Raw genomic sequence first — 15,100 nt, forward strand, 5'->3', positions numbered from 1 at the left:
TCCCCCCTTGAGGGGGAGTCGCAGAAGCCGAGCCGAATGGCGAAGGCTGATGCGGAGGGGGGTAAGGCTCGCCTCCGGACCGTGCGACAGGGCTGCTCACGAGGGGAGGGGCGTTCCAGACAAGTAGAGGAAAGACTCCTGCCGGTTAGAGAAGGATTTCCTGCGGTACCTCGCCGGCGACATCGGTGAGGCGGAAATCGCGCCCGGCGTGGCGGTAGGTGAGCCTGGTGTGGTCCAGGCCCATCAGGTGGAGCACGGTGGCATGGAAATCGTTGAAGGTCATCTTGTTTTCCACGGCATACCATCCGAACTCGTCGGTGGCGCCGTAGCGAATCCCGGGCTTGACCCCGCCGCCCGCCATCCAGATGGTGAACCCGGTGGGGTTGTGGTCGCGCCCGTCATCCCCCTGCACCGCGGGTGAGCGCCCGAACTCGGTGCCGAAGATCACCAGGGTGTCCTCCAGCATTCCCCGGCCCTTGAGATCCTTGAGCAGTCCTGCAATGGGTTTGTCGACCTTGCGGGAGTTCTTTTCGTGGCCCTCGCGCAACTTGGAATGCTGATCCCAGTAGTTTCTGGGATAGCTGTGGGAAACCTGCACGAAGCGCACTCCCCGCTCCGCCAGGCGACGGGCCAGCAGGCACTGGCGCCCATACTCGTCGGTGGGCTCCACCCCGATGCCGTAGAGATCCAGGGTGCTCTTCGACTCCCTGGAGAAATCCAGGGCTTCGGGAGCATGGCGCTGCATGCGGAAGGCCAGCTCGAAGGCCTGGATGCGGGCTTCCAGCCGGGCGTCGTAGGCGGTCGAGGCAAGATGGCGCCGGTTCCAGGCCCCCATGAGGTCGAGTTGCCGGCGTTGCACCGCCACGTCTCTGCCCCCGCCCTTCAGGTTGGGTATTTCCCCCTCGACGAACTGGGTGGCGCCATCGCCGATCCCCGTTCCCTGGTAGACGGCGGGCAGAAAGGCCGACCCGAAATTCTGGCCCCCGCCATGGATGTAGGGAGGCGAGATATTGATGAACCCGGGCAGGTTCCGGTTGTCGGTTCCCAGGCCGTAGAGAATCCAGGATCCCATGCTTGGCCGGATCAGATTCCCGTCCCCCGTGTGGAGTTGCAGGGCGGCGCCGCCGTGAGAGACGAAGTCGCCAACCATGGAATGGATCATGCACAGGTCATCCACGCAGGTGCCGATATGAGGGAAGAGCTCGCTCACCGGTTGGCCGCATTCCCCGTACTGTCGGAATTCCCAGGGAGACTTCAACAGGTTCCCGGTCTCGGCAAAGGTGATCTCGGGCTTGGGGAAGGGCAAGGGCTTGCCGTGCATCTGGGTCAGCTTGGGTTTGGGATCGAAAGTATCGATGTGGGAGACTCCGCCGTGCAGGAAGAGGAAGATGACCCGCTTGGCCCGGGGCCGAAAATGGGTTGGCTTGGGACTGAGAGGATTGAGATCCCTGGATGGCGCCCGTGCAGCCCGGGCCTCCAGCGAGGACAACCCGGCGAAGGCCAGGTAGCCGAAGCCGCAGGCGGCCCGACGCAGGAGATCGCGCCGGGGAAGCGGTCCGGGAAGGCGAGCCGGGTGCGATGCCGAAGGGTCATTCATGCCGGTAGTCTCGAGACGGAAGCGTTCCGTTCTCACTCAATATACATGAATTCGTTGAGGCCGAACAGTAACTGGCAATAACTGGCCCAGGCCTCCCGCCGGGCCTCCGCTTCCTCGGCCTGGCCCGCCTCCTGAACCCGAGGGTAGGCTGCCAGGTAGGCCAGCGCCTGCCGGGTCTCATGGTCGGAGGGGGGACGAGCCAGTACCTTGCGATGGGCCAAATCCACCCGCTCGCGGTCATCGGCGGTCTCCCGGGAGAGCAGGTCTTCGGCGAAGTGGCGAGCCTGCTCCATGACGAAGGGACTGTTCATCAGGAACAGGGCCTGGGGGGCCACGGTGGAGTCGCCGCGCCTGCTGGTGACGGCGTTGGAATCGGCAAAGTCGAAGAGCTGGAACATGGGGAAGAGCTGGTTGCGCACCACCGGCAGGTAGAGGCTGCGGCGTCCGCTCCGATAGGCGTCGAAGCCGTAGCCCCCCTTCCCTGCCGAGAACAGGCCGCGGTAATAGTCGTCCACCGCGGACTTGCCCTTGTAGTCGAAGATGGACCCGCCCATGGTCCGGTCCAGCCGGCCGCTGAGGGCCAGGATGGCATCGCGCAGGGCTTCTGCCTCCAGGCGGCGGCGCGGGAACCTCCAGAGCAGGCGGTTGCCGGCATCCGCAACCTCGGCCGCCGGGTTGGAGACGCCGCTCTGCATCCGGTAGGCGCTGGAGTTCAGGATCAGCCGGTGAAGCTGCTTGATGGACCATCCCGACTCCACGAAATAGGCCGCCAGTCGATCCAGCAGCTCCGGGTGGGATGGCCGGTCTCCCAGGGTCCCGAAGTTGTCGCTGCTGGCCACCAGGCCGGTCCCGAAATGCCACTGCCAGATCCGGTTGACCATCACCCGTGCCGTCAGGGGGTTGTCAGGGCTGGCAATGAACCGGGCCAGCTCCAGGCGGCCGCTCTGGTCGCTGTCTACGATCCCGTTTGGGCCCTCATCCAGAATCTGAAGAAAACGACGGGGCACCAGCTTGCCGGGATTGCGGTGGTTTCCGCGCACCATGATCCGCATGGGTGTCGAGCCCCCGTCCTTGACGGCCATTACGGTCAGCGGATCCGCGGGCGGCCTGGAACAGTCCCCGGCGGCAAACACTTCCACTTCCGCCATATGCAGATAGGCGGTCTCCTCTTCGCGGGGACCCAGCAATTCCACCCGCACGATCCGGCCCGTAGTTCCCTGGGGCGGGCAGATGCGAAACCCCTCGGCCGGGGTCGGAAACTCCTCGGCATCCGGACCCTCCGGGAAAAAGTCCTGATTCCACACTTCCTGTCGCGCATCGGTCAGCACCGATACCCGAAAGTTGGAGAGGCGCTTGAATTCGGCATCCACGCGGTTCCACAAGACCACCATGCCGATGGGACCGCTTCCGGCCAACTTCACCTCCCACCAAGGGCTGGCGTCGCTCTCGCCGGTCTCCTGGCGGTTGTTGAAGACCCCGTCGATGGCCTTGTCCGCGGTAGCCTCGCACTTGGTGCTGGACTGGCTGGCCTCGCCCAGGGGAGCCAGGCTGGGTACGGGAGCGGGAAAGCGATCCGGGTAGCGCTTCCGCAGCTCGCTCATCAGGGACCATTCCTGCCACTTGGAGGCGAACTCCAGATCGGCCATGGTCCGGGTACCCTTGAAGATGGCGGCCAGGGAATAATAGTCGGCGGTGGGAATGGGGTCGAACTTGTGGTCATGGCAGCGGCTGCAGGCCAGGGTCAGGCCCAGGAAGGCGCGACCCGTGACGTCGATCTGCTCGTCGGCCACGTCGAACAGGAACTTCTCCTTGTCCTGCTCCGCCAGCGCCTTGGGACCCAGCACCAGGAATCCGGTGGCTACCATCCGGTCTCGGAAGGCCCGCCAGTCGGCGTCTCCCGCAAGGAGGTCGCCGGCAAGCTGTTCCAGGATGAATCGATCGTAGGGCTTGTCCTGGTTGAAGGCCCGCACCACGTAATCGCGGTAGCGGTAGGCGAAGCGCATGATGTAATTGCCGTCATGGGCGGTGGTGTCGGCATAGCGAACCACGTCCAGCCAGTGGCGGGCCCAGCGCTCGCCGTAGTGAGGAGAGTCCAGCAGGCGCTCCACCAGGTTCGCGTAGGCATGGGGCGAGGGATCATTGACAAAGGTTTCAACCTCCCGGGGTTCCGGCGGCAGACCCAGCAGGTTGAAGGTGAGCCGGCGAATCAGTGTGCGGCGGTCCGCGGGCGGAGCCGGCCGCAGACCCTTGGCCTCCAGCCCGGCAAGGATGAACCGGTCCAGCCAGGTGCGGGGCCACGCCTGCTCCAGAACTGCCGGAGTCTCCCCGGGAGTCACGGGCTGGAAGGCCCAAAAATACTTTTCTTCCTCGGTGAACTCGGCGACCGTCTCCTCCGGGTTCCAGGGAAGCAGGATGTCGTACTTTTCCCCCAGGTAGGCCTCCAGCGACCGTTGCTCGGCTTCGGTGCGGGCGGTGTCGTAGAGGATCACTTCCGCCAGGTCCCCGCGGAAGGAGATCCGGCCTGAGGCAACCTGGTTCAACAGGGATTGGACCGCCGGAGAACCGTCCGACTCCTTTCCGTTGAGGTAATAGCGAACGGCACCGTTGGCGGTCCCGGGGCGGCGGGTCCTGGCGACAATCCAGGGGCGGTTGTCGCCGGGTGTGGCGATGCTCCCGTCGGCTTCGCCACTCTTGTCCGGCGATTCAAAGCGGGCCACCGCAAAAACGGTCCCGGACGATTTCGCCTCCCTGGAGAGGAGGCTATCGGGCCCCTCCAGCCGGCTTTTCCCGTCGAATCTCAGGGCCGGCTTCCCGTGCACCCGGCTCTCCTCAATCCATTCCGGCGCCGCGGCTTCACCCGACAGCCCCTCCACCGCGGAAACCCTCCAATGATTGCCGCGGCCGCCAGCGTCCTGCCAGGACTTGAGCCTCTCCTCCTCCTTGAGCTGGATGGCGTCGGCCTTCAGCCAGACTTGCAGCCCGGCAGCCAACTCCCGGTCGGCGGGAGACCGGGCAACGACACGGCTGGGCCGCTCCGCCCTCTGCCTGCGGACCGCCCGGGGCTCGGGCCAGACGGCGCCGTCTCGAACCCACCGCTCCAGGGCGGCGACCTGGGGCTCGGGCCAGACGGCGCCGTCTCGAACCCACCGCTCCAGGGCGGCGACCTGGGGCTCGGGCCAGACGGCGCCGTCTCGAACCCACCGCTCCAGGGCGGCGACCTGGGGCTCGGGCCAGACGGCGCCGTCTCGAACCCACCGCTCCAGGGCGGCGACCTGGTTCTCCGACAGAGGTCCGGTGGGAGGCATTTGCAGGTCCCCGGAACCCCGCACCAACTGAATCAGGCGGCTCTGTTTCACTTGGCCCGGCACCACCGCCGGTCCCGAGAGGCCACCCTGACGCAGAAACTCGGCTGAATCCAGACGCAGGCCTCCCTGCTGCAGCCGGGGTCCGTGGCACACCTGGCAGTGCTCCACCAGCAGGGGGCGGATCTCTTTTTCGAAGAACTCGATCCCGGCAGGTTCCGATATTTGACCCGCGGCGGCCGTGGCCACGGCCATCAGGATCGAAAGCAGCAGGATACGAGTCGGCATGACGATGCCCCAGATGAACAGGGATGATTGCGGCCGTATCTGAGCTCGACAATTCGTCGCCGAGGGTGGGGCTCCTGGACCAAATATCCTATTCGAAGTCATCGCCCGCGCCAGGTCTCATAATGTCGGCACCCGCGACAATCGTCCGTTCACGACCGTGACTAATCGCTTACTTCGGTGGCGAAGCGCTCAACCGCTTCAAGCGTCTCCCGCACGTCATCCCACGTCGTGCTGTGATTCACGATACACAGCCGCAGGACAAATTGCTTGTTGACCATCGTGGACGACAGGAACGACTGCCCGTCCCAGAACATGTTCGCCAGCACCCTCCGGTTCATGCCGGCCAGCGCGTCCTCGCTGACGCCCCCGGGGTTGACACGAAAGCACACGATCCCGAGCGACTCCGACATCAACTCCAGCGAGCGGCTCTCTCTGACGTACTCCGCAGCCCGAGTCGTCAGATCGAGCCCGTTCTCGATCGCCGCGCGGAACGCTGCCATCCCGAAAGTCTGAATCGACATCCAGATTTTCAAAGCGCGGAAACCGCGGCTCAATTGGATGCCGTAGTCCGCCATGTTGGCGTGCTTGGCGCCCCATACCGAATCCTGCAACACGTCGTGTCGAATCGAGAAGGCGCGCTCAAGGGCACCGACATCGCGAACCAGGATACAACCGGCCTCGTAGGGCTGGAACAGCAACTTGTGCGGGTCGGCGCTGATCGAGTCCGCCCGATCGATTCCCTCGAGCGCCGCGGCGCCGCGCGGGGCCAGGATCGCGAAACCGGCATAGGCCGCATCGATGTGAAGCCACATTCGCTCAGCAGCGCAGATGTCTGCCAGTGCCGGCAGCGGGTCGACCGCCGCGCGGCTGGGCGTGCCGGCGTTCGCGCAAACGACCATCGGCGTGCACCCGGACGATCGGTCCGCGGCGACGGCTTCCGCAAGCTCGCCCGGATCGATCCGGCCCGACCTGTCGGCCGGGAGCACCCGAATCCGATCCGGCGTGATGCCCACGATCCGCGCGGCCCGGAGCTGTACGCTGTGACTTTCGTCGCTCATGTAGGCGACCGGGCGCTCCGGATTGCCGGCCGCCTCGCGCGCAGCCACGAGCGCGTGGAGCGCCGCCGAAGCCCCGCCGCTGGTCATCAGCCCACCCGCCCCTTTCGGCAGTCCGAACCACTGTCGGAACCAACCGATGACGACTTCTTCGATCTGGCTCGGGCCGCTCGCTACGAGCCAGGTTGGCACGTTGACGTTGAACCCGGACGCCATGAAGTCGGCCAGCACGCCCGGCCATGTCGGGCAGGTCGGCACGAAGCCGAACGACCTCGGATGATCGAGTCTCAACGTATTGTTCAGCACGTCCTGCGCTGCCCGGTCGATTACCTCCCGGGGCGGCCGGCCGGTTTCCGGCGGGTCTTCGTCCAACTGATGAACCAGGGCGTCCTTGAAGTCGCCCTCCCACACCCTCTCGCTTGGCAGGCGCACACTCCGTTCTATCAGTATTTCGACTACATGGTGCGCAAGTTCGCGCATCTTCGACGGTTCCATCTGCAACATGTGAGTGCGCCCCCACCGTGAAACGGAAGCGGGGAATCCGCCCCCGCCCCCAAACCCAATTCGTCAACCCGCGGGGAATCCGCCCCCGCCCCTAAACCCAATTCGTCAACCCACGCGGTTCATGGGAGCGTGTACATACACTCACCTGCGGCACCGCGCCGGACAATTCGTCGCAGAGACTGAAGCCCCCGGACTGTTTATTCTATTCCAAGTGATCGCCCGTTCGAGGTTTTGTTGTGTCGGCGCGACCGAGTCGAAGAAGAGGTTGGCGCCACCCAACCCGCCCTTCAGGGGGATACCCGGGCGCAGACCAGCTCCTTTTGGCTGCGAACGAACACCTCCTGGCCCGAAAATGCCGGGTGTGCCCAAACGGGCGCATCCCCCCCTTCGATGATCTTTGCCCGCCCCCGGTCTTCGAACCTCTCGGGGCTCAGGTTCAGAAGCACCAGCTCGCCCACAGCGTTGACGGCCACGGCCGATCCCCCGGCATTTTTGCCGGAACGGCCCTCCCCCGCCCATACCAGGGCCGCGTGAGGGTTCCTCCCCTTGGGCGTCAGGCGGTGCTTGTCGGACCAGACCACCTTCCCAGTGGGCCAATGGACGCATAACAGGCCGTCCCGCTTGTCCAGAACGTAAAGATGGTCCCCGGACCAGAGCGGCGTCGACATCAGGCAACTCAACCTTCGCGACCTCCACAGCTCTTCAGGACCTTGACCGTGCCGCAAGCCGCAGGCCAGGGCACCGTCCCAGTAGCCCGAGACAAACAACCGGCTGCCGTCGAACACCGGAGAAATGATGGCCACGTCGTAGCTGCTGGTTCGGAAGGGCACTCCCCAGATCTCCTTCCCCGTCCGTGGGTCGAGAGCCACCAGGCGATCGGCCGTCCACACCAGCAGTTGCCTGGTTGATCCGACTCTGGCCATGACTGGGGAGGAATATCCGGGACGGTCCTCCAGGGCGCGCCAGCGTTGCCGGCCCGTTTGGCGATCCAGGGCCACCACGGTGGCGCCGGCCTGCCCTCCGGCCTGCAGGTAGACCAGGTCCTCCACGACCAGAGGCGAGGCAGAGTGTCCCCAGGTCGGTTGTTTCCCGCCGAAGCGCTTCTGAAGATCCAGGCTCCAGCGCGGCTTGCCGTCCGAGAGGCTGAGACAGGTAACCCGGCCCACGGCTCCCAGGGTAAAGACCTCCCCGCCATCGACCGCGGGGGTGGCCCGGGGACCCTTGCCCCAATCCAGGTCCCCGTAGGGTGCCGGATAGCTGTGGGTCCATAGGAGGGAGCCGTCCTTGCGGTCCAGGCAGAGCACCCGTTCCTCCTCCCCTGGCCCAACCCGGTCCATGGTGAGCACCCGGTTCCCGACTACCACCACGCCCGAAAAACCGCCGCCGACTTCGGCGCTCCAGAGCCTTTCGACCGCACCCGGGTCGAGCCGCCGCGGCAGTTGGACCGAAGACCACACCCCGGCGCGGCCCCGACCCTGCCATTGAGGCCAATCCCGGGCATCGGCGGCGGAGATGGACGGGGCGGGACCCAGGACAAGTACCGCGAACCACCCGGCTGCAATGGCCGAATCGAACTTGTGCCAGCTCGACCTCGGATGCGCCAATGCCGAGGGCCGCGGAAACGGCCGCCGCGTTCCGAAGCTGCCAAGGCCAAGGAAAGTGCAGAAGCTTGAGACTGGGAGGAATTTCTTCATCCGTGGGCACGGTCCCGGGGAGGGCCGAACGTCTTCCGGCGGGACTACGGGACCAAGCTCATGCTATTGCAGTTCAAAGTGGAAAGCAACGGATTGGGCCACGCCGGGAACTGATATCCACAACGTAGCGGCATCCCATGCGGTTGCCCTGTTGTTCCCGGCAACCGCGCACTGGGCGCCCACAAGGAGCGCCCCTACAATTTCACATGGGATGTGGGCATGATATAGATTGTTCCTTGGCTTTGAGAACCGGAACCACAACAGTATGCCGAAAACCAACCCCATTTACCGCTTGTCAAGGCTGACTGTCATTCTGCTGCAGGTCGTGGCGCTACAGGTATTTGCTCAGCAGACCGACAGCCGGGAAGAACAAACTCCATCCGGACAGAAGGAAGACGAGTCTGAGCTCCTTGAAGTCATCACGGAGGAGATCGTCGTCATCGGCAGTCGCGCCAAGCCGCGTTCGGTCACGAAGTCAATGGTGCCGGTGGATGTGATCAGCTCCCAAGACTTCACCAGCCAGGGGGATGCCGACCTGAGCAACCTGCTGCGCACGCTGGCGCCGTCCTATAACGTCAGCACTCAGCCTATCAGCGACGCCTCCACCATCGTGCGACCGCTCAGCTTGCGCAATCTCGCCCCCGACCACACCCTGGTGCTGATCAACGGCAAACGGCGCCATCGTGCGGCCGTGATCCACTGGGGCGGCGGCGGTCCTGCTACCGGCGCCCAGGGTCCTGACCTTTCGGTGATTCCCGCCATCGCTCTACGCCAGGTCGAGGTGCTGCGTGACGGGGCTTCCGCTCAGTACGGTTCGGATGCCATTGCGGGTGTGATGAACTTCCAACTCAAGGACGCCCGGGAAGGCGGCACCGTCGAGGTCCGAACCGGCGCCTACACCGCCGGTGACGGCGAAAGCTGGAGCGCCGCCGGCAACCTGGGTCTGCCCTGGGGTCAGTTCGGCTTTCTCAATCTCAGCGGTGAGTTCACCACCAGCAAGCCGACCGACCGCAGCGTGCAGAGGGCCGATGCCGCGGCGCTGATTTCCCGGGGGAACACCGCAGTTCGCGATCCAGCCCAGATCTGGGGATCGCCCGACATTGACGACGATGTCAAGCTGTGGGCCAATTTCGGCAACGTGTTCGGAAGCACCCAGTTCTACGGTCATGCCAACTATGCCACCAAGAAAGTTACCGGCGGTTTCTTCTTTCGCAACCCCAATACCCGAAGTGGCGTTTTCAGCGCCGATGGCGGCCAGACACTCCTCATCGGCGACCTGCTGGACGCCAGCGACGGCGTGCTCGACGGTTCGGCCGGCTGCCCCGAGGTTCGCGTCGTCGAGCACGTGCCGGATCCGGTAGCGCTGAATAGGGTCTTCGAAGAACCCGACTGCTTCTCCTTCCAGGAGCGCTTTCCCGGCGGATTCACGCCTCAGTTCGGGGGAGAAACGCTGGATGCCTCGCTGGTGGGCGGCTTCCGCGGCCAGACCGGGAACGCCATCAACTGGGACGTCAGCCTCGGCGCCGGCAGCAACGAAGCCGACTTCTTCATCTTCAACACGGTGAATGCTTCGCTCGGACCCGACTCGCCCACTGACTTCGACCCCGGCAAGTACACCCAAAGGGAACTGAGCTTCAATGTCGACCTCTCCTACGCGCTGAGCCGAATGACCAACCTGGCCGGCGGATTCGAATGGCGCAATGAGCAGTTCGAGATCGGCATGGGCCAGCTCGAATCGTTCCGGATCGGCCCCCTTGCTCCGCAGGGATTCAGTGCTACCTCTAACGGCTTTCCCGGATTCAGCGCCATTGCGGCCGGCAAATGGAATCGATCCAACTACGCCGTCTACGGAGACGTCGAGTTCCAGGGAGACGACGATGCCTGGACCGCCGGCGGCGCGCTGCGTTTTGAGGATTTCGAGGGCTTTGGCGGCACCTTGAACGGCAAGGTCGCGGCTCGTCTCCGACTGTTCGAGGGCTTCTCCCTGCGCAGCAGTCTGAGCACCGGCTTTCGCGCTCCCACGCCAGGACAGTCGAACGCATTCAACGTGTCGACCCAATTCGATCTTGCGCTCATGGACCTGGTCAACAATGGAACCATTCCCTCGACTTCCGCGGTCGCCAGGTTGAGAGGCGGCAGTCCCCTGGAACCGGAGACGTCGCGGAATTTCGCCCTTGGCGGAATCCTGGAGCGGGGGCCGTTCACACTGACCGCGGACCTCTTCCGCATCGACGTGGATGATCGACTGACCTTGACCCAGCTCTTCAGTTTGAGGCCGGAGGAAGTTGACGACCTGGTTGCCGAAGGAGTCACCAGCGCCTCCAATCTGCAAAACTTCCGCTTTTTCACCAACGACTTCTCAACCAGGACGGCGGGACTGGATGTGATTGCGACCTGGACCCCGCCGCGGCTGGGCGGACACACCGACTTCAGCTTACTGCTGAACCGCACCGATACGAAGGTGACGGACTTCAATCCCGACACCCTCAGCCAAAGGCGGCTTCGCTCCCTGGAGGAAGACCTTCCGGAGACCCGGTACAGCTGCACCGTCAAACACAGGGCACGGGAGGAAAAACTGCGGCTTCTCGGCAGGTTCAGCTACTACAGCAGTTGGTTCGACTTCGACAACTCACACACCTCCGCGGGGAAACACCTGCTGGATCTGGAGTTGGCCTACTCCTTCAAACGGAACATCACCCTTGCAATCGGCGGCCAAAACGTCTTCAACACCTACCCGGATGAAAACCCGATCGCACTGAACGTCGGCGAACGGTACAGCGAGTCCTCCCCCTTCGGATTCAACGGCGCCTACTACTACGCTCGTCTCAGTTATTCCTTCGGTTCCGCTTTCAAGTAGTCGAACGCAATGGGAGGGGGCACAGCGGCGCAGATTGGCTGACTTCCTGCCTTCTGTCCGAGGGCCTGTCACCAAACCAGGGAACTGCAGCCTACCCCTCCACCGGTTCGGTGCCGGCGATGGTGGTGCGATGCATCACCCGGCGTTCGGCTCCGTGGTCGAAGGGGGTCACCACGTGGATGCACCAGCGGTTGTCCCACATCAGGACGTCGTGGGGATGCCAGCGGTGCCGGTAGACAAACGCGTCCTGAGTGGCCCAGGCCATCAACTCGTCGATGAGCTTCCTGCTTTCGTCCTCGCTCAACCCCAGGATGCGCTCCATGTAGGTGGCGCTGACGTAGAGCGAGAGGCGCCCGTCCCGGAGGCGGCGGACCAGCGGATGGTCCACCGGCGGCACCTGGGCCGCCTCGGCCGGATCCATGGGCGGGAGCCGGCGCAGTTGGCGGGAATATTGGAAACTGTGACGCGCCCTCAGTCCCGCAATCCTGGCTTTCAGCTCGGCAGGCATCTGCTCGTGGGCGTGGCACATGTTGGCAAACAGGGTGTCGCCTCCCCTGCTAACGACCTCGATGGCATGCAGCACCGCCCCCTTGCTGGGCACTCGACGGTAACTGCTGTCGGTGTGCCAGACCCAAATCAGAGTGCTGTAGCGACCGCCGGGACTGTCGACCGGCCGGATGCGGTTGTCGTCGCCCACGTTGGTGACGCGGAAGATCTCCGGGACCGCCTGGGAACGGTTTGCCGCCTGGGGAAAGATCTCGAGCAACCCGAAATGGCGGCTGAAGGCTACCTGCTGCTCATCGGTGATCGGCTGCCGCCGAAAAAGGAGCACTCCGTACCGGCTCCAGGCGTTCCTGACGGCTTCCACCGTGGCCCGGTCGAGCGGCCCGGCCAGATCCACCCCGCTGACTTCTGCACCGATCAACGGATGCAGCTTCCTGAGGCGAATGGGCATTTCGCAGTCCACAATTGCCTGGCGCTGGCGCGCAACCCTCGTCAGCCCCTCAGCCTGAAGGAGTAGAGCCGGGCGTTCCGCAGATAGAACTTGAGGCGGATGACCTTCCCTTTCAGGCTCCCCAGGGAGGCATGGCGCCAGGTCACCGCCTGGCGGACCGAGTCGCCGTCAAAAACAGCGCAGTCGATCTTGCCGAACCCCGGGTACTGGGTCCCCTCGCCGTCCAGGACCGCCACTGCCACCAGGCCTCCGCCGGCCTGGGCGTTGATTTCCAGCGAGTCGCCCTCGCAGGCAAACGGCTGGGTGACCAGGGATCCCATGTCCTCGCCCGCGTCCACCGAGATAAATCCATCCAGCCTCAGCTTGGCCAGGCAGATGGGCCCGCTTCGTCCGGTGGGACCGTGCTCGATGGCGGAAGGCGAATAGTAGAACCACAGCTCGTCACCCACCCTGACCGGAGCATTGGCCATGTAGACCTCGCCGGAGTCGATGCTCCCGGGCGGTCCGTTGGGAATGAAGGGCTTGCGATCGCCGACACGCTCCCACCGGATGCCGTCCCGACTGGCGGCAAGCTGGATGTCGATAGTCCCGAAGAATCGGATGTGGGGTTCCTCCGGAGGGGTATGGTAGGCCGCAAGCTGTCCGATATAGAGACCCTCGTATTTGAAGACCGGCATCTGGTAGAACTGCAGGCCCGGCGGGTCCTGCTCGTCGGGGACCACGATCTCCTGGGGAAGGCTCCAATGGATGAAGTCCTCGCTGACCGCGCGCCCGATCCGGCGGGTCGGATCGCCCTCGTGGACCGAGGGACGGCAATGGGCTACATACTGGCGGTGGTTCTCGTCCCAACCCAGCAGGGTGTGGGAGTCGCTGGCCCGGGTGATGACCGGGTTGCCCGGATGCTTGGTCCAGTTCAAGCCGTCGGGCGAGAAGGCGACCGAAACGCCGTCCCCCTCGTTGGAGGTGCCGTCCGGATCGCGGGACTCGTAGAAGAGGGACTTGTACAGCCGGGCCGGATCGGGGTCGCGCGGGTCCCGAATGACGTTGCCGCCGGAAGCGTTCAGCAGCACCAGGTTGTTGTCTCGGGAACCCTCGTACTCGACCAGGCCCAGGTTGGGCCGTTCCCAGAAAATGCCGTCGTTCGAGGTTGCGTAGGCCATGCTGTAAAGTAGCTCTTCGGGGTCGAACCCCATGAACCCCCAACGGGTCTCATTCCTTTTGTCCATGGGGGTGATACCCATGTTCCCCAATCCCGTGTACCACATCCGAAACCGGCCGGTCTCCTCCTCCCGCCAGACCGTGCCATACAACTCCAATCGGCCTTCCCAGGGGTAGAGGGGAAACATGAGGGGATTGCCGGCATACTTGGCGGGCTGGTTCAAGGTTCGCCGCAGGTTCCGGGTCTCCTCCACGATCCATTCATCGATGAAGAGCTGCCGGCTGTTTCCCACATCGAGCACTGTCCGATTTACCATAAAGGCGCTCCTTTCATCTATTCGGGAATCTGCAAGCGCAGCTCCCGTTCAACCAAAGGCCAGGGGAAGGATCCAGGAGACGATCTTCCCCACCTCGTAGGTCTCCAGGGACTCCAGCATCCCCTGTTCATCGATCCGATAGCTGTTCAGCCGGCCCGACTCGTCGCTGCCGGCGAAAAGGAAGCGTCCATCCGAGGTAATGCCCAAAGTCCGGGGAATCGGCTGGCTGGGGACCCAGCCCAGCGGCGAAAGCAATCCCGTGCCGTCATCCACGGCAAAGGCGGCAACGCTATTGTGACCGCGGTTGGAAACGTAGACGGCCTTTCCCTCGGGGTGAACCCGAACCGACCCGGTACTGTTCTTGCCCCGGAAGCCACCGCGGGGAAGTGTCGACAGGGACTGAAGCGGGGTGAGGTTGCCGCTGGAGGTATCCAGGCCATAGACGCCGACGCTGGAAGACTGCTCCTCGTTCGCATACACCACTTTTCCGGAGGGATGGAACGCCAGGTGGCGGGGCCCATGACCCGGCGTGGTCGCTATCCTGGGAATCCGCGACGGGCGCAGACTGCCGCTGGTGGGATCGAAGCGAAACTGGTGAATGGTGTCGGTCTGAGCCACGTGGGGGACGAAGGCATAGCGATTGGACGGATCCGTCAGGATGGAGTGTGCGTAGATCTCGGTGATCCGCTGGTCGCACGCGGGGCTGCGCACGGCGCCGTCGCTGCCGATCGGATGAACCGTCACCATACCGGCAATCAGGTAGGCGGCCAGCAGAAATCGCCCGCCGCGGTCGGTGACCACGTAGCAGGCATCGGCTTCCAGCTCCACTTCGCCGATCTGGGTCACATCTCCGCTGGCGGGATCGATGCGAAAGCTGGCCACCCCACTGTAGGATTCGCTCCGAAGCTGCTGGTAGAGATATCGCTGCCCGGGATCTGCGCAGAGCTGGTAGGGACGGGCCGACAACTGGATCTGCCGGTTCAGCCGCAGCTTGCCGGAGGCGGCATCCATCCCGAAGATCAGGAATTTCCGCTCCTCGATCAGTGGAACGTAGAGGTAACTGGGCATGGTTGTCCTTTGGTTACGGCTTCCTTGCCGCAGGCACGGGATCCCCAGCCTATCACAGCTCCGACGCGGGCGATAAAGCCCATCCAACGCAGGCCCATGCGCCCGGTTCCGCCCCCATTTCCTGAAACAATCCTGTTCCACACGGTATCAGCAGCCCCGTCGTACGGAACGGAGCCGGGCCTTACCCCCCACCGCATCAGCCTTCGCCATTCGGCGCTGCTTTGCGGCGCCGCGTATGCCCCCCTCCGCATCAGCCTTCGCCTGCGGCTCGGCTTCTGCGACTCCCCCTCAAGGGGGGAGTGATT

General features: G+C 64.3%; 8 protein-coding genes. 1 reads left to right on the forward strand and 7 read right to left on the reverse strand.

The genetic code is table 11. The features are described from left to right. Positions 1–145: 145 nt before the first annotated feature. The 4 genes from OXI69_01045 to OXI69_01060 form a co-directional block, all read right to left on the reverse strand. Positions 146–1,597, reverse strand: a complete 1,452-nt coding sequence (locus tag OXI69_01045) for a DUF1501 domain-containing protein (protein MDE2664716.1) — start codon at positions 1,595–1,597, stop codon at positions 146–148. A gap of 32 nt (positions 1,598–1,629) precedes the next feature. Then, positions 1,630–5,187, reverse strand: a complete 3,558-nt coding sequence (locus tag OXI69_01050) for a DUF1553 domain-containing protein (protein MDE2664717.1) — start codon at positions 5,185–5,187, stop codon at positions 1,630–1,632. A gap of 161 nt (positions 5,188–5,348) precedes the next feature. Further along, complete coding sequence (locus OXI69_01055) at positions 5,349–6,746, reverse strand: aminotransferase class I/II-fold pyridoxal phosphate-dependent enzyme (protein MDE2664718.1); 1,398 nt, start codon at positions 6,744–6,746, stop codon at positions 5,349–5,351. 287 nt (positions 6,747–7,033) lie between these two features. Next, on the reverse strand, positions 7,034–8,350 hold the full coding sequence (locus OXI69_01060; GenBank protein ID MDE2664719.1) for a PQQ-like beta-propeller repeat protein: 1,317 nt from the start codon (positions 8,348–8,350) through the stop codon (positions 7,034–7,036). Between the two features lie 355 nt (positions 8,351–8,705). Between OXI69_01060 and OXI69_01065 the strand changes: the two genes are divergently transcribed. Next, entirely contained in the window at positions 8,706–11,297 is a 2,592-nt protein-coding gene (locus OXI69_01065) for a TonB-dependent receptor (GenBank protein MDE2664720.1), read from the forward strand. A gap of 91 nt (positions 11,298–11,388) precedes the next feature. Here OXI69_01065 and OXI69_01070 read toward each other — a convergent pair whose 3' ends face one another. The 3 genes from OXI69_01070 to OXI69_01080 are packed head-to-tail and all read right to left on the reverse strand — an operon-like array spanning position 11,389 to position 14,795. Next, on the reverse strand, positions 11,389–12,252 hold the full coding sequence (locus OXI69_01070) for a TauD/TfdA family dioxygenase (protein MDE2664721.1): 864 nt from the start codon (positions 12,250–12,252) through the stop codon (positions 11,389–11,391). Positions 12,253–12,293: 41 nt separating this feature from the next. Further along, complete coding sequence (locus OXI69_01075) at positions 12,294–13,727, reverse strand: hypothetical protein (protein MDE2664722.1); 1,434 nt, start codon at positions 13,725–13,727, stop codon at positions 12,294–12,296. A 48-nt stretch (positions 13,728–13,775) separates the two neighbouring features. Continuing rightward, positions 13,776–14,795, reverse strand: coding sequence for a beta-propeller fold lactonase family protein (locus tag OXI69_01080; protein ID MDE2664723.1), 1,020 nt, complete (start codon positions 14,793–14,795; stop codon positions 13,776–13,778). Positions 14,796–15,100: the final 305 nt, after the last annotated feature.

The sequence above is a fragment of the Acidobacteriota bacterium genome (genome assembly GCA_028875575.1).
In the GTDB taxonomy this organism is placed as follows: Bacteria; Acidobacteriota; Terriglobia; order Versatilivoradales; family Versatilivoraceae; genus Versatilivorator.